17 protein-coding genes are annotated in these 15,524 nt (G+C 61.2%); 5 read left to right on the top strand and 12 right to left on the bottom strand.

The annotated features are described in order from the left end of the window. Positions 1-230: 230 nt before the first annotated feature. The 9 genes from ccoS to NKH78_RS29535 all read right to left on the bottom strand — a co-directional run bounded on the left by ccoS (position 231) and on the right by NKH78_RS29535 (position 9,580). Positions 231-383 carry a cbb3-type cytochrome oxidase assembly protein CcoS gene (gene ccoS / locus NKH78_RS29575; RefSeq protein WP_352453617.1) on the bottom strand — a complete coding sequence of 51 codons (153 nt, stop codon included), beginning with the start codon at positions 381-383 and terminating at the stop codon, positions 231-233. Further along, positions 380-2,668 carry a cation-translocating P-type ATPase gene (locus NKH78_RS29570; protein ID WP_352668540.1) on the bottom strand — a complete coding sequence of 763 codons (2,289 nt, stop codon included), beginning with the start codon at positions 2,666-2,668 and terminating at the stop codon, positions 380-382. Before NKH78_RS29570 ends, ccoS begins: the two co-directional genes overlap by 4 nt. Continuing rightward, positions 2,665-3,162 carry a FixH family protein gene (locus NKH78_RS29565; RefSeq protein ID WP_352517892.1) on the bottom strand — a complete coding sequence of 166 codons (498 nt, stop codon included), beginning with the start codon at positions 3,160-3,162 and terminating at the stop codon, positions 2,665-2,667. Before NKH78_RS29565 ends, NKH78_RS29570 begins: the two co-directional genes overlap by 4 nt. Beyond that, a complete protein-coding gene (gene ccoG, locus NKH78_RS29560; RefSeq protein WP_352884891.1) occupies positions 3,159-4,718 on the bottom strand; it encodes a cytochrome c oxidase accessory protein CcoG in 1,560 nt (519 codons plus the stop codon). Before ccoG ends, NKH78_RS29565 begins: the two co-directional genes overlap by 4 nt. Positions 4,719-4,848: 130 nt before the next feature. Further along, positions 4,849-5,712 (bottom strand): cytochrome-c oxidase, cbb3-type subunit III, encoded by an 864-nt coding sequence (gene ccoP / locus NKH78_RS29555; protein ID WP_352884890.1) that lies wholly within the window; start codon positions 5,710-5,712, stop codon positions 4,849-4,851. A gap of 2 nt (positions 5,713-5,714) precedes the next feature. After that, the gene (locus NKH78_RS29550) at positions 5,715-5,864 is read right to left on the bottom strand and encodes a cbb3-type cytochrome c oxidase subunit 3 (RefSeq protein ID WP_352457387.1); all 150 of its coding nucleotides are present in this window, start codon (positions 5,862-5,864) and stop codon (positions 5,715-5,717) included. Between the two features lie 11 nt (positions 5,865-5,875). Further along, entirely contained in the window at positions 5,876-6,607 is a 732-nt protein-coding gene (gene ccoO, locus NKH78_RS29545) for a cytochrome-c oxidase, cbb3-type subunit II (RefSeq protein WP_352721684.1), read from the bottom strand. Beyond that, positions 6,598-8,229: a cytochrome-c oxidase, cbb3-type subunit I gene (ccoN, locus tag NKH78_RS29540; protein WP_352884889.1), complete on the bottom strand. Its 1,632-nt coding sequence runs from the start codon at positions 8,227-8,229 to the stop codon at positions 6,598-6,600. The genes ccoO and ccoN overlap by 10 nt, the downstream gene beginning before the upstream one ends. Before the next feature lie 604 nt (positions 8,230-8,833). Then, on the bottom strand, positions 8,834-9,580 hold the full coding sequence (locus tag NKH78_RS29535; protein ID WP_352516160.1) for a Crp/Fnr family transcriptional regulator: 747 nt from the start codon (positions 9,578-9,580) through the stop codon (positions 8,834-8,836). A gap of 154 nt (positions 9,581-9,734) precedes the next feature. On the opposite strand from NKH78_RS29535, the gene hemN reads away from it, so the two are divergent. Beyond that, positions 9,735-11,084: an oxygen-independent coproporphyrinogen III oxidase gene (gene hemN, locus NKH78_RS29530; protein WP_352884888.1), complete on the top strand. Its 1,350-nt coding sequence runs from the start codon at positions 9,735-9,737 to the stop codon at positions 11,082-11,084. Positions 11,085-11,643: 559 nt separating this feature from the next. Here the strand turns inward: hemN and queE are convergent. The 3 genes from queE to queC are packed head-to-tail and all read right to left on the bottom strand — an operon-like array spanning position 11,644 to position 13,429. Then, positions 11,644-12,378, bottom strand: coding sequence for a 7-carboxy-7-deazaguanine synthase QueE (gene queE / locus NKH78_RS29525; RefSeq protein ID WP_352884887.1), 735 nt, complete (start codon positions 12,376-12,378; stop codon positions 11,644-11,646). Continuing rightward, complete coding sequence (queD, locus tag NKH78_RS29520) at positions 12,375-12,731, bottom strand: 6-carboxytetrahydropterin synthase QueD (RefSeq protein ID WP_352884886.1); 357 nt, start codon at positions 12,729-12,731, stop codon at positions 12,375-12,377. Before queD ends, queE begins: the two co-directional genes overlap by 4 nt. Further along, positions 12,731-13,429, bottom strand: coding sequence for a 7-cyano-7-deazaguanine synthase QueC (gene queC / locus NKH78_RS29515; RefSeq protein WP_023679622.1), 699 nt, complete (start codon positions 13,427-13,429; stop codon positions 12,731-12,733). The genes queD and queC overlap by 1 nt, the downstream gene beginning before the upstream one ends. Positions 13,430-14,040: 611 nt before the next feature. On the opposite strand from queC, the gene NKH78_RS29510 reads away from it, so the two are divergent. From NKH78_RS29510 to NKH78_RS29495, 4 genes are all read left to right on the top strand, one after another. Next, positions 14,041-14,430, top strand: coding sequence for a hypothetical protein (locus NKH78_RS29510; protein ID WP_023722055.1), 390 nt, complete (start codon positions 14,041-14,043; stop codon positions 14,428-14,430). 32 nt (positions 14,431-14,462) lie between these two features. After that, entirely contained in the window at positions 14,463-14,591 is a 129-nt protein-coding gene (locus tag NKH78_RS29505) for a hypothetical protein (RefSeq protein ID WP_023722056.1), read from the top strand. Positions 14,592-14,683: 92 nt separating this feature from the next. Then, positions 14,684-14,863: a hypothetical protein gene (locus tag NKH78_RS29500; RefSeq protein WP_352884885.1), complete on the top strand. Its 180-nt coding sequence runs from the start codon at positions 14,684-14,686 to the stop codon at positions 14,861-14,863. Positions 14,864-15,105: 242 nt separating this feature from the next. Beyond that, positions 15,106-15,524, top strand: a 419-nt coding sequence (locus NKH78_RS29495) for a transposase (protein ID WP_352741139.1), incomplete at its 3' end; no start/stop codon positions are given.

Genomic DNA, 15,524 nt, shown 5'->3' with positions numbered 1-15,524 from the left:
CTCGATAAACGCGGCAACGGCGCGTTCACGGTCGACTGGTCGACCGCCACGCCATGGTCTGGTCAGGTCATCATGGAATGGCCGGCTTCCCGTTCGGTGCGGCCCTTTCCTGGCCGAAAGTTCGGCAACGTATTCTGGCTGATCCGTTCGCACCCGTCGCGCGCCGAAATCGGCATGACGCGAAGCAACCGCGGAAAATATTCGAGCGAGTCCTCGCAGGGCAGGCTGGGTCAACTGCGTTGCTCGTCGCGGTCGATCAGGATCCGCTCGGCGGCGCCATCGAGATCTTCATATTGGCCGCTCCTCAAGGCCCACAGGAACCCCGCCAGCCCAAGCGCTCCGAGGAACAGGGCCACAGGTATGAGGTAGGCGAGCGTCGTCATGAGGATTGTGCCAGTGCGCCAATGTCCGAGCGCCTGTCATGTCGGGCATCTTGCACCGATGCATTTGACACGAAACCTTGCAGACGTAGCGCATTGCCGATGACCAGGAGGGACGAGGCGGACATCGCGACCGCCGCGATCAGTGGCGTAACGTGCCCCAGAATGGCGACCGGCACGGCGATGCCATTGTAAACGATCGCGATGGCGATGTTCTGCCGGATCAGCCGTCCGGCCTTCCGCGAAATGTCTAAAGCAAGTGGGACCGCCAGAAGACTTTTACGCAGGAACACGAAATCCGCGGCGTTGCGACCGATATCCGCCGCCGTGGCCGGAGCGATCGAAACGTGTGCGGCGCCCAATGCAGGCGTGTCGTTGAGCCCATCGCCGACCATCAGCACCTTGTGGCCAGTTCGCGTCAATGCTTCGATGTGTTCGACCTTCCCGGAGGGAAGCAACGAGGGAACGAAGCGCTCGACGCCCAGTGCTTCCGCGACTTCGCCGCAGGCAGCCTCTGTGTCGCCCGACAGCATCTCCACCGACACGCCGGCGCCGTTCAGTTGCTCGATGGCCGCCTTGGCATCGGCACGCAGCTCATCCTCGAAATCGAAAGTCGCGACAATGACCCCGTCCTTCGTCAGAACGGTTCCGCCATAGCCTTGTTTGCCTTCGCCGCCGATCCGAGCTTTCCACTCACGCCATCCGCGGCGACCCAGCCGCCAGGTACTGCCCTCGCCGATGGCTTCGATGCCGAAGCCCGGATGCTCGCTGACGGACGCGAGTTTCGGCTGGCCGGCAAAGGCTGCATTGCCAGCGATTGCCTTCGAAAAGGGATGGCGGGAATGCGCTGCCATCTCGGCCGCCATGGCGAGCATCGTCGGATCGATGGACGGCGCATTGATCAGCCTGGGCAGTCCGAGCGTAAGCGTGCCGGTTTTGTCGAACAATGCCGTGTCGATCCCCGCCAGGCGCTCAATGGCGGAGCCGTCCCTGACCATGACGCCGCTTTCAAACAGCCGCCGCGCAGCGACCACCTGCACGATCGGCACGGCGAGACCGAGCGCACACGGGCATGTAATGATCAAAACGGCGATTGCGATTGTTATTGCCCGGTGCCAGTCGCCGGTCGCCGCCATCCAGCCGAGGAACGTCACAAAGGCGGTGAGGTGGACCACGGGGGCATAGAGCGCGGAGACGCGATCGGCGATCCTGCGATGGCGGGCGCGGCCGCCCTCTGCCGCTTCCATCAGCCGAACGATTTCGGCCAGGAATGAATCCTTCGCGGCGGCCGTCGCCTCGATGGTCAGCGGACCGGTGAGATTGAGTGTACCGGCCTGGACCTGCGCCCCCGGGCCCACCGTTCTGGGCGTGCTTTCCCCGGAAACCAGGGAACAGTCGAGATCCGATGCCCCGCCAATGATCCTGCCGTCGATGGGCACCCTCTCGCCAGCCGCAATCAAGAGCTCCATTCCTGGTTCGATCTCGCCAACCGGCAAGTAGTCGCGCGAACCATCCTCGCGCAGCACCATGGCGCCGCGCGCCGCCAGCCGAGCCAGTCCGTTTACGGCCGTCCGTGCCCGTTCCCGCATCACGTGATCCAGCGTGCGGCCGATCAGCAGAAAGAACAGCAGCGACACCGACGCGTCGAAATAAGCATGGTCGCCATGGTTGATCGTCTCGTAGAGGCTCATGGCGTAAGCGAGCGATACCCCGACCGCGATCGGCACGTCCATGTTCATGCGGCTGTGGCGCAGCGCATTCCAGGCCGAGCGAAAATAGATGCCGCCGGCGAAAGCGAGCGCAGGAATGGCAATCAAGGCCGAGACCCAATGGAACAGGTCGCGGGTCGCGCCTTGCGCGCCGGACCAGACGGAGACTGATAGCAGCATGATGTTGCCCGCCGCAAAGCCGGCGACCGCGACGGCGCGGATCAGTTCCGAGAGCGTCCTGTCCTTCCCGTCAGCCTCGGGATCGAACAGGTGCGCGCCATAGCCCAGCCGTCCAAGTGTGGCGACGAATGGCGGAACCTCGTCGCCGCGCCACCGGACCGAAACACGTTTCGTTGAAAGATTGACACGAGCGCCTTCGACGCGATCCAGCTTACCGATCGCCGTCTCGATCGTCTGGATGCAGGCGGCACAATGCACGGCCGGCACCGAGAGGTCGGTCTGGCGAAGATTTTCGCCGATCGAGCGGCTCGCCAGTCTGATTTCCTGGCCAGAAGGCAGGACCAGTGTGACCTTTTCCAGGTCCAATGCCATTTCGGCGCCTGGCGCGCAGCAGCTCATTGCAGCGCCCCGTGGGAAATCATGATCCGGCGAACGTCGCGATAGGGTTCCGCAAGGCTCGCATCGGCGTCGATTTCGACGATCCAGACGCCATCCGTGGGCATGTGGTGCGCGGCGAATATCTGACCGGAGGCAGCGGCAAGAGTGACGGATTTGTCCTCGGCCTCGTAGGCGGGATGACGAAACAGCACCTTGACGCCATGCAAGGCAACCGGCTTGCCGACAGCATCGGTGAGGCTGTAGCGGACCTCACCGCCTGCGATGGTCAGTTTGCCAGTCCAGCCGAGGGCTGCCTGAGCTCGCCCCTCCTCGGCCTTCTTGTTGAACTGCTGGCTCGCCACATAGGTGTTTTCGACGACAAGGCCGGTCCAGCTCGTGTTGGCGAGCGTCGCCATCGTCAGATTGACCGCTATGACCACGCCGAAGAAGCCAAGGATGGTGAACAGCATATGCCTGCCGGTGAATTCGCGAGATTGTCGCGAGGTGTCGCTCATCTGGCGCTCTCCGGTGCGTTGAAAGTGGCCGTGTATTCGTCCGACTCGAACGGTGCCTTGTTTTCGACCCGGAACTTGAAGCTTTGCGCTGCACCCCGAACCTGATCTGCCGGCTGACGCACGAAAACCTTGAGCATCTTGAGCCGGTCGGGTTCGACCGGGATGGCGAAGGAGCGATCCGCCGGCAGGTCGATGCCGACAACGCTCATTTCGGCTCCATGCAGGCCCTGCATCGTGACAATGATCGTTCTTGGTTCGGGGATCATGTTGAGCAGCTTGACGGTGTAGCCGTTGCGGATCGAACCGTCGGACAGCGTCACGAACTGCGGGTTGCGATCGTGCAGGACATTCAATTCGAGCCGTTCGCGGGTCAGCAGCGAATAGAGCAGCGCGAGACCGACCGCCGACCAGGCGCCCATGTAGATGAAGGTGCGCGGGCGAAAGATCTTGCGGATATGGAAACGGGCCACATTGTCGGAGAACAGGCCGTCAGCGTTCCTGACCAGTGACGGGTTGACTGAACCGGCGCCGCCCGCGGTCGCCAGCATGATATTGGCGTTGTAGTCGGCCAGCGTCGCGTAGGAAATCAGTCCGCGCTCCCTGCCGAGCTTGTCCATGATACCGTCACAGGTATCGATGCAGAGCGCGCAGGTGATGCATTCAAGCTGCTGGCCATCACGAATGTCGATCCCCATCGGGCACACCGCGACACAGGCATTGCAGTCGACGCAGTCGCCGACGGGCTGCCCGGCGGAAAGGACCCTCTTGGCGTGACGCGAGCGCGGTTCGCCGCGCCAGTCATTATAGGTGACGGTGAGGGAATTCTCGTCGAGCATGGCCGCCTGGATGCGCGGCCATGGGCACATGTAGGTGCAGACCTGCTCGCGCATCAGCCCGCCGAACGTATAGGTCGTCGCCGTCAGCACGGACACGGTGATGTAGGCGACGGGGGCGGCGGTGCCGGTGAAGAGTTCCCCAAGCAGCGTCGGCGCATCGGCGAAATAGAAAATCCAGGCGCCGCCGGTCAGCACCCCTATGACCAGCCAAATGGCGTGTTTCGATGTTCGCAGCACGAGTTTGCGCGCAGTCCAGGGACCGGCATCGAGCTTGATGCGCGCGTTGCGGTCGCCCTCGATGGCTCGCTCGACGACCAGAAACAGATCGACCCACACGGTCTGCGGGCAGGTATAGCCGCACCAGGCCCGGCCGACGGTGGATGTGATCAGGAAAAGGCCGACACCGGCCATGACCAGCAGGCCGGCGACGTAGTAGAATTCCTGCGGCCATATCTCGATGAAGAAGAAGTAGAAGCGGCGGTTGGCAAGATCGACCAGCACGGCCTGGTCAGGGGCAAATGGCCCGCGATCCCACCGCAGCCAGGGGGTCAGGTAGTAGATCCCCAGCGTGATTGCCATCACCGACCACTTGAAGCGGCGGAAACTGCCAGAGGCCCGGTTCGGGAAGATCTTCTTGCGTCCGGCATAGAGCGGCTGACGGGTCTTGGCGGAGTTGACCGCATCGGCTTCGAGCCGTTCTATTTGCGTGTTATCGAGCACGAGAAGCTCCAGTCACCAGCGACGATTTCGCCGGAAGCCCGACCCATCGGTTTCTGGATGATGCCGAGGCCCGGCTCGCGCCGGGCCTCGTCGCTTGGCGGTGGGGGGAGGACGAGAATAGGCTGCGTACCTATTCTCCGCCACCAAGCGAATGGACATAGACCGCGAGTTCCTTGGCCTTGATCTCGCCGAGACGCCCGATCCAGGCCGGCATGACGCCGTGCTTCGGCGCGCGGACCTGCGCGGCGATGGCTGTTTCGCCAGACCCGTATAGCCAGATCGCGTCGGTCAGGTCGGGTGCGCCGAGCTCCCTGTTGCCCTTTGCATTCTCACCATGACAGGCCGCACAATTCTCGGCGAAAACATTGGCGCCGAGTTCGATCAGGCTTGTGTCCTGAACAGGGTCGGAGAGGCTTGCGACATAGGCGCCGACCTGCTTGATCTGATCCGTCGTGATGATGTCGCCAAAAGCAGGCATTTCCGACAGGCGCGTATCCGGGTCTGATGCGAAGCGGATGCCGTGCGCAATCGTCTGCTGGATCTGTTCGGCGTTGCCGCCCCACAGCCAATCGTCGTCGTTTAGGTTGGGAAAACCCTTGGACCCTTGAGCGCCCGAGCCATGGCACTGCACGCAATTGACCTTGAACGCGGCGCCACCTGCGGCGACCGCGAATTCGCGTAGTGTATCGTCGGCAGTAATCTCGGAGACGGTCTTCGCCTGAATGGCAGCGACATATTTGTCCTTGGCCACTTCGGCCGCCGCCAGTTCATTCTTGACATCTTTGCGGCTCGAATACCCCAGCACACCCCTGGTCGCGGAAGTCAGCATCGGCCATGCCGGATAGACGACGGTGTAGCCGATCGCCCAGGCAATGGTGATGTAGAAGGTGATGACCCACCAGCGCGGAAGCGGGTTGTTGAGTTCCTTGATGCCGTCCCACTCATGGCCGGTCGTCGAGATGCCCGAAACCTCGTCGATATGCTCGCTGCCCATGATCAGTCGTCCTTGAGAGGAATGTGAGCGGCTCTCTCGGCTTGCCTGCGGCTGCCGGGACGAAATGCAAAGGCAACGCATCCGAGGAAGAAAAGTGCCATGGCAAGCAGGCCCCAGCTGTCGGCAAACTCCCGCATGAAATTGTAGGTCATCGCCATTCTCCTCAGCGGTAACCGGCGGCTTCGTCATAGGTCCTGAAATCGACCAGCGTGCCGAGCATCTGGAGATAGGCGACCAGCGCATCCATTTCGGTGACCTGCTGCGGATCGCCGTCGAAGTCCCCAACCTTGACTTTCGGATAGCGTCTCTCCAGGCCCGATGTGTCGGCATTCGCATCGGCCTGCGCCATGAGATCGGCATTGGCATGAGCGATCATGTCGTCTGAATAGGGCACACCGACACGGCTGTTGGCGATCAGATGCGTCGAGAAATCCTTCACCTCGATTGGCATGTCCTTCAGGAACGCGTAGCTCGGCATGATCGATTCCGGCACCACCGAACGCGGCTCGGTGAGATGCTGGACGTGCCATCCGTTCGAGTAGCGGTCGCCGACCCGGGCGAGATCCGGCCCGGTGCGCTTCGAGCCCCACTGGAACGGGTGGTCGTACATCGACTCGGCCGCCAGGCTATAGTGGCCGTAGCGCTCGACCTCGTCGCGGAACGGCCTTATCATCTGGCTATGGCAGAGGTAACAGCCCTCGCGCGCATAGATGTTGCGCCCGGCGAGCTCGAGCGGCGAATAGGGCCGCATGCCTTCGACCTTCTCGATGGTGTTGTCGAGATAGAAGAGCGGCGCGATCTCGACGATACCGCCGATTGTTACGACCAGCAGGGACCCGAGGAGAAGAAGTGTGGCGTTCTTCTCGATGACCGCGTGTCTGTCCATCAAGCCCATTTTCTGGCTCCTGATCGCACAGGCTGGAGGGCGGGAATGGAGCGCGGCATCGGATCCTCCTCGCGCCGGTAGCCGAGGATGGTCATGGCGATGTTCCAGGCCATGATGAGGGCGCCCGACAGATACATCGCGCCGCCGATGGCACGCATGATGTAGTAGGGATGCATGGCGGCGACGGTTTCGGCGAAGGAGTAGACCAGGAAGCCCTGCTCGTTGTATTCGCGCCACATCAGGCCCTGCATGACGCCGGACACCCACATCACCGCGGCGTAAACGACGATCCCAAGCGTCGCCAGCCAGAAGTGCCAGTTGACGAGCCGCAGCGAATAAAGCCGGTCGCGATTCCATAACTTCGGGACCATGAAATAGATCGCGCCGAACGAGATCATGCCAACCCATCCGAGCGCGCCCGAATGGACGTGACCGATGGTCCAGTCGGTGTAGTGCGAGAGCGAGTTGACGGCCTTGATTGACATCATCGGGCCTTCGAAGGTCGACATGCCGTAGAAGGCGATGGCCATCACCATCATACGGATGATCGGGTCGGTGCGCAGCTTGTCCCAGGCGCCCGAGAGCGTCATCAGGCCGTTTATCATGCCGCCCCATGACGGCATCCAGAGCATGATCGAGAACACCATGCCGAGCGTCTGGGCCCAGTCCGGCAGGGCGGTGTAGTGTAGGTGGTGCGGACCGGCCCAGATGTAGAGAAAGATCAAAGCCCAGAAGTGGATGATCGACAGCCGGTAGGAATAGACCGGCCGGTTCGCCTGCTTGGGCACGAAGTAATACATCATGCCGAGGAAGCCGGCGGTGAGGAAAAATCCGACGGCGTTGTGGCCGTACCACCATTGCGTCAGGGCGTCCTGGACGCCGGAAAAGGCGGAGTAGCTCTTGGAACCCAGGAATGAGGCCGGCATCGACAGGTTGTTGACCACATGCAGCATCGCGATGGTCACGATGAAGGAGAGGTAAAACCAGTTGGCGACGTAGATGTGCGGCTCCTTGCGCTTCAGGATCGTGCCGAGGAACAGGATGAGATAGGCGACCCAGACGATGGTCAGCCAGATGTCCACATACCATTCGGGCTCGGCGTATTCGCGGCTCTCGGTGATGCCGAGCAGGTAGCCCGTCGCGGCCATGACGATGAAGAGCTGGTAGCCCCAGAATACGAACCAGCCGAGATCGCCGCCGAACAGCCGAGCGCGGCAGGTGCGCTGGACGACATACAGGGACGTGCAGAGCAGCGCATTGCCGCCGAAGGCGAAGACGACCCCCGACGTATGCAATGGCCGTAAACGGCCGAAGTTAAACCAGGGCTGAATGTTGAGATCGGGGTAGGCAAGTTGCAGGGCGATGACCACGCCGACCAGCATGCCGACGACGCCCCAGAATACGGTGGCGATCGCACCGTATCGGATCGGCCCATCCATGTAAGCGGCGGGGTCGATCGGAACTGCCGGCTTGAACTCCGTGTTGCGCAACAGAATCGCAGTGAAGCCAGCCACGGCGAAGAACAAAACCCACATATGCCGGCGAAAAGGTTCATCTACGCCGAAGCCGGCAGCCACCAGGGCCGCAAACGCAAACAGGCTTAGAAGGACGATCTCTGTGCCGAATTTCATCGCAAGCCCCGATTTCCAATTCCGGCGGGCGCCAACCGCAGTGCCTTATTGCGCAGCCGTGGCCTGCTCGCCCTGATCCATGTCAGAGCCGCACGATTTTGCTTCGAGCAGCATCGAGTTCGGTGCGATCAGACTGTGGCGATCGAATGTGGAAGCGCGGCACCGGCCGCCACGCTTACGGACAGGCCCCGCGTCCCCGGTCGGGCCGGGTATGGAGGCGATCGCGGGCGTGTGGGGAAGCGCGCCTTCTGTGACGCTGGAAAGTAGGCCGATGCCTTGCCGAACGTCGATCGTTTCAATGCCTTGGGACATCCAGCGCCAGCGTTGCGCTGCCTTCGTGACATTCATGGTTCGGGGAGACGGCGATTTTCCCCTGCGTATGAGGCGTATTGACTTCGGCCGAGTGCAATCCTGCCTGGAACAGCCGGTTGCACGTCGAGCACCTCGAGGATGGATGCTTCGCCGACGAGTTGGCCGAAACACACCTGGCTCAGGCGATCGGATGGAGAGCGGGCTGTCGCTATGCGGCTTCTTCTAAGCCCAACGCGAGCATGCCCTGCCCCGAACGAAATAAGTGACGTAGGCCATGCAGCTTCGGTGTCATTCAAACGGCGGTTGCGCCTCGGCCGCCGCAGCGCCGTTCCAGCCGGCTCATGCTGTCCACGGTGACACGGCGGTTGTTCTCGATCCGAATCACGCCGTCCATTCTCAGGCTGGTCAGCTGACGGCTCACGGTCTCGTTTGTAATTCCAAGGAAATCAGAGATGTCGGCACGCGTCATCGGCAGCTCGAAGCACGCCGACCTAGCCGCCGGGTCAACACTGGAATCGATGTTCCGGGCGATCATGAGGAGAAAGCTCGCCACCTTCTCCGGTGCGGTCTTGCGCCCCAGAGTCACCATCCATTCGCGTGCCTCGTCGAGTTCGTTCAGCGCCTGCTTGAACAGGCGATGCACAAATTCCGGTGATTCCTTCATCAACCGTTCGATCGCCGCTCTCGGAAACGAGCATAGCGAGACAGCTGTTGCCGCTTCCGCATTGATCGCGCTTTTCATCTTGAAGGGCCGTCCCAGAAAATCCGGCGCGAACTGGAGACCGACGATCTGCTGGCGGCCGTCCGAAAGGCTCTTCGTCAGCTTCACCACGCCTGAAAGCACGTTTGAATAACAGTCGACCGCCTCGGCGTCGCCGATCAGTTCGACCCCCGGCTCGATATTGTGCCGCGACGACGTCTTGGCGAGCTGAGCCAAATGGTCTGGTTCGAGCGCACCACAGACACCGCGGTGCCGTGCCTCGCAAGACAGGCAAAGAACGGGAATGCCGGAACTGTGAGTGTCCTGCCGTAATGTCATTCGATCGCTCTACCGGTCCAGTGCGGGCAGGATAGCAATCGACGGTAGAAAAATCCTTGCGGCAGTTTGTCCGTGCTGAACGCTGATCGAAATCAGGGCTTAGGCTCATCCAAGCATCCACAGTTCCGGCGACGCAAACACGGTGGACCACGACATGCGACTGGAGCTAGCTGCCAGACTTGGCGAGAACGTCCCGCGCTATACCAGTTATCCGACAGCGCCGCATTTCCATGCGGGGGTCGATGCCGTCGTTTACCGAGGCTGGTTGGAGGCGCTCAACGACGGCGATGAGATCTCGCTCTATCTGCACATCCCGTATTGCGACAAGCTTTGCTGGTTCTGCGCTTGCCATACCAAGCAGACACGCCACTACGAACCAGTGACCACATATCTGCGCTCACTGGATGCCGAGATCGCCACCGTCTCCAGTCTTGTCGCAGGCAAGGGCCGCGTGCGTGCCGTCCATTTCGGCGGCGGTTCGCCGACGATGCTCAAACCGGAAGATATCGTGGCGCTGGGAACCGTCCTGCGCAACAGCTTCACGTTTCTCCCCGGTGCAAAGATCAGCGTTGAGATCGAACCCAACGATATGGACGATGCCCGCCTCGATGCACTTGCCGAAATCGGCATGACAAGGGCGAGCCTCGGCGTCCAGGATTTCGACCCGAAGGTGCAGAAAGCGATCAACCGCGAGCAGGGCTTTCTGCAGACCAAGACGGTTGTTGATGGCGTTCGTTCGCGCGGCGTCGAATCGGTCAATCTCGATCTGCTCTACGGCCTGCCGCATCAGACCAGGGAGAGCGTCGCCTCCACGGTTGCACAGGCACTGACCCTGGAACCGGATCGGATCGCGCTTTTTGGCTACGCCCATGTGCCGTGGTTCAAGAAACATCAGACGATGATCGACGAGGCCTGGTTGCCGGGTCCGGCGGAGCGGTTTGCCCAATCGCAATTGGCAGCGCGGGCGATCATGGACCAGGGATACGAAGCAATCGGGCTCGATCATTTCGCCAAGCCCGGCGATGCGCTGGCGCTTGCGGCCCGCGCCGGGACTTTGCACCGGAACTTCCAAGGCTACACCGAGGACTGCTACGAGACATTGATCGGCCTCGGCCCATCGTCCATCAGCCAGTTTCGCCAGGGCTATGCACAGAATATGCCTTCGACCGCCGAGTATGGACGCATGGTTGCTGATGGCGGGCTGGCCGCTGTTCGGGGTATCGCGCTTTCCGACGACGACCGTGTTCGCGGCTGGATCATCGAGCGGCTGATGTGTGACTTCGGCTTCTCGGCGATCGTACTGGTGGAGCGCTTTGGCGAAGCCGGCCAAAGACTTCTCGTCCGAGCGAGTTCCACGGCCCTCCAAGATCCTGCGCGGTTGCTTGAACTTGATGGTGACCGCTTCGTCGTGCCTGCGGAAAGCCGGCCCTTTGTCAGGAGCATCGCGGCAAAGTTCGACAAATATTTCGAAAGTGGAACGGCCAGGCACTCAGCGGCAGTCTGAGCACCGCAGAGGAACGGTCATGGTTCTCAGTCGATCGTGAACCGATTGCGCTACATTTTTCACTGTTGATCGGCGACCGTCGTGTCGAGACAGGATTCGGAGCGGACCAGACGCGTCTTGGTATAGCGACGATATCGTCCGGTCGTGCCTTCCGGCGCCGTATTCCATTTCGCAGTCCCTGAAGCGCCACGTCGAGTCCGGCCTCTTTTCTGTATCGGAAGCAGTCGACAATCGTCCTGGCCAGATCATGGTTGTCGGCCGACAGCTCCCTTCGGCCTTGCAACAAGGGTGCGCAAGGACCGTGCCAGCTGCAGCAGGCGCCGCCGCATCGCACCACCACACTATCCACCCGTGGCTCGCGCTAACCTTTGATTGGTTCGCGCCAGGCCGACGCCCGTCGAAACCGAGCCTCGGCAACATTCCGAGTCGTAAGCGGCTGGCCACGCTCTTGGTGCCGGTGGCAGAAAGTCCGCAAGCACCCCGGCAGCGCCGTCAAGCGTGGGACAACCCGTCCACCCGAATATCCGCCGGCGCAGTTTCAGTGAAAAGCGGGCCTAGGCTAGACGGCTCTCTTGTTACCCCAGAGCATAACGTGCAGCTGCGGCAGCACACGGGCTTCGAACCACCTGTCGCGGGTCACGGCATCAACCAGCCACTCCATGCGCTTCAATATTCCGTCAAGGTCGACAGGAGCGTCTTCATTTGCGGGGCGTGGCGGCGTGTGATTGCCGGGTTGCAGATAGATCGGAAGTCGCGGAAATCTCGCAGCGGCGTCTTTCGCGTAGGCGTAGTCCCTTTCGTCGAAAACAATGAGCTTGAGCACGATTTGTGGCCTGCCTTGTGCCGCCTGGAGGCACGCCTCGAAAGCGGCCCAATCGGTCGTCATTTGGCTTGACGGCGGCTTTGGGCTGAGGACTAGCACGTCAAGGTCGGCAAACCAGTCCCTGGCCACCGAACCTTGGGTTTCCAGCGCAAAACGGTAACCTTCACCATGGCCTCGCTCGATGAGCGCGCCGAGCGGCTGGATGGCCGGATTGCCGCCTGACAGCGATACCATCAGCGGGCGGCCACCGGAAAGCGCAAGCACGTTTTGCCACACCGCGGCAATGGACATCATCTCCCATTCATGGCGGAATTGATTGTCCACCGCATGCAGGCTGTCGCACCAGGAACAGCGATAGTCACACCCGCCGGTTCTGACGAAGACCGTCGGCAAACCGATGAGCACGCCCTCGCCCTGGATCGTCGGCCCGAAAATCTCACTCACGCGGATTGCGGGATGCGTATCGGTCATGGCCGGTATTCCGCCCAGGTTTTCGGCGTTTCGCTCACCCGCACGGCCGAGGTTTCGGGCAGGCGTGCCTTGCACCATTCATAAAAATGTCTGGCCAGATATTCCGCCGTGACTTGCTCATGTCCCAGCACGTCGTTGAGATGTCGATGATCGAAGCTCTCGTCGATGTAGCGTTTGAATGGCGCCAAATCGTGATAGTCGCGCACGAAGCCGTTGTCGTTCAGTCCACTCGCTGAAAGCTCCACTTCAACGATGTAGTTATGCCCGTGCAGGCGCGCGCATTGGTGATCGGGTGGCAACGAGGTGAGCTGATGCGAGGCTGAGAAGTGGAATTCCTTGGTGATGCGGAACATTACGCGGTCCTCCTTCGCAGCGCATCGAGCCAGAAGTCGGAGTCCTCGTAGTCGGTGGGGTCCGGCTGCCCAGAGAGATGAAACGCCTCGCGCCGCTCGACGCAGGTCCCGCACCTCCCGCAGTGACGCTCCGCGCCCTTGTAGCAGGACCAGGTCTGCGCAAATGGCGTGCCGTATGCTGCTCCATTCCTAACAATGTCCGCCTTCGTGAGATTCACATAGGGTGCATAAATGCGAATTTTCGCGTAGCCGTCGAGCGCGTGGTCCTGCATCATCTGGAAAGCGTCGATGAAGGCCGGACGGCAGTCGGGATAAATGAAATGATCCCCACCATGCACGGCCGTCGCCACCGCGTCAGCGTCGTGCGCTGCGGCGAAGCCGAAGGCAATGGCCAACATGATGGCGTTCCGGTTCGGCACCACCGTGACCTTCATCGTGTCTTCGGCGTAGTGCCCGTCGGGCACGTCCACATTATCGGTCAGCGCGGAGCCGGAAAGGCCGCCGCCGATCTCGTGGATGTCGATGATGCGGTGCGGGACGCTCAGTCGCTCCGCACAAAGGGCGGCGAAGCCCAATTCCTTCCTATGCCGTTGGCCGTAATCGAAAGATAAGAGGCCGGCGAGTTCGTGCTCCGCTGCCACCTTGTGAGCAAGGGTGACGGAGTCCAATCCGCCGGAGCAGACGACGAGAGTCTTCATTGTTGGGTCCTTGTTTTAACCGGGTAGGCTGCGACCGGAGATTTCTCTGCGCTCCCAGTACTTCAGGAAATCCATTTTGTGAAGTGAACGGGGGACGAGTTTCATGCGCTGACGTGCAGCTGTGTGCAAGGCGCCCTCGCGGTGAGCCTGCAAGGAACACTGACTAGCGAAACGTCACGCTTCAGCGGAATGCTCAAAGGCGAGCGCACCAGAATAAGCTCTGCAGGAGGTCCGGACCTTCGTAAACAAAGTTCTCGACGATCAAGCGCCCGGCGGTCCCGAGCTTCGAGGGACGCTACCGCGAGGGTTTCAGGTACTAGACGGCCCAAGGATGGGCTTGCCGCAAACAACGGACTTACCAGTGGGATGTTCAGCGACGCCGATGCAGATGTCTGGAATGATCACGACATCAATTGTCGCGGCAACTTTGGCTGGCCTGCTCCTCGGGTTCCGTAGATCCAGCGCATTCCGCTTCAGGATCGGTTCGAACCGGAGCACTCCCTCGGTCAATGGACGTCCGGCAACAACCTGAATGATCGGTCGTGAGCCGACATCTGTGAACAAGCGGTGTGGTCGATTGCTATCACCCATGTGTTGCGCGCAGGTACCTTATGGCAGTGGATGAACTGGATTTGATGGTTTTACAGCTGGCGGTCGAAAGCGTCCGCTCGCTCTCCTTAAGCTTCGCTGAAAAGGCCGCCGAGGTAGCCACCAGGAGCCGCGGCATCCTGCTTTTCGACGTGCGGGTCGACGGTGATGCGGGGGTCCAGCGGGTCGCAGCCATCCGATATCAGGGCGACCAGATCGGCGTGCTGGCGTTGGACAGACAGGGCCTTGTTACCCACCATTGCATCGTCAACGGTACGTTCTCACATTTCATTGCGCCCTTGGAGAACTGGCACAGCATGCCCCTGTCGATGCAGGCCAAGATCGATGCCAACGGCCATGCCAGTCTCTTCCTAGGGGCCTTGCGAAATGCCGGACATTTGCTGGGCAGCTAGCATTTGGCCAGAATGCATCTGTGAATTTTTGCATGCGCATCGCTGCCGACAGCGCCGGCATGATTGTCGTGCTCGAAAACGGCTGCGGCGATCGCGGCAAAGCGATCGCCGCGATGATGGCGATCTACGCGTGGGCGTTGCATCGATGCGCGATCGTTTAGACAGAGGTCTCCGCCTGGCATCGAGCAACATGCACGGAGGTACGCAAAGCGCAAATGCATCAAGTATTTGAAGGGACGAGCCCCTCGCGCAAATGGAGCTTGCGCTGCCGTTGTGGTCCCATCGTGCCGCCGAACTCGGGGGCGTGACGATCGACCACGATGGCCTATTTTTTTGCAAAGCCGAATGTCCCGATTCCGAAGCCAAGGAAAAAACTCCGACCACAGCGAAGAATAGTAACAACACGGGCGACGCAAGCCGCCTTGCCCTCTAGCAGGGGAGGTGCTTGCGGTGCTCTCACCGACACAAGATCGCAAATGGCACGTGGGTGAGCACCAGAACTGGCGACACGCATGGTGATCGGCTTGACTCGCTGGAGGAAGCACAAGGCCTCAGTGGGCGGAGGCGCCAGCGACGGTCGAATACTGGCTGGCTGCTCGGGATCTGATCGTTGAAATGACGTAGGATTTGGTTGCTTAAGCCGATCCGAACCATTTCCCGGAGACCACACCCACCATGAACGATCTTGCGCTGCCGCTGAGCGGTTTGTCATCAGTCGGCGGCAAGTCCGTCGTCGCCCGTTTCGACGGCGGCATGCTGTCGTCCAACAGCGGCGTTCTGGCCTTGGCCGAGGTGGAAAAGCGGTTGCGGGTGGCCGAGCGTCTGGCGCGTTGCATCGACGATCCGCGCTGCCCGGACCAGGTCGTCCACAGCCTGGCGGACATGATCGGCTTTCGCATGAAGATGATCGCCGCCGGCTACGAGGACGGCAACGACGCCAACCGGCTGCGCCGCGATCCGGTCTTCAAGATGGCCCAGGATGCGCTGCCGTCGGGTCGGGATCTGGCGTCGCAATCGACGCTGTGCCGGCTGGAGAACCTACCCGGCGTGCGGGAGCTGGTCGCGATGGGACGGGCGATGGTCGATCTCTATTG

Origin of the sequence: Mesorhizobium sp. M0910 (assembly GCF_040319465.1) — a bacterium.
In the GTDB taxonomy this organism is placed as follows: domain Bacteria; phylum Pseudomonadota; class Alphaproteobacteria; order Rhizobiales; family Rhizobiaceae; genus Mesorhizobium.
The sequence above is the reverse complement of the archived record's forward strand: the minus strand, read 5'-3'. Positions and strand labels throughout refer to the sequence as shown.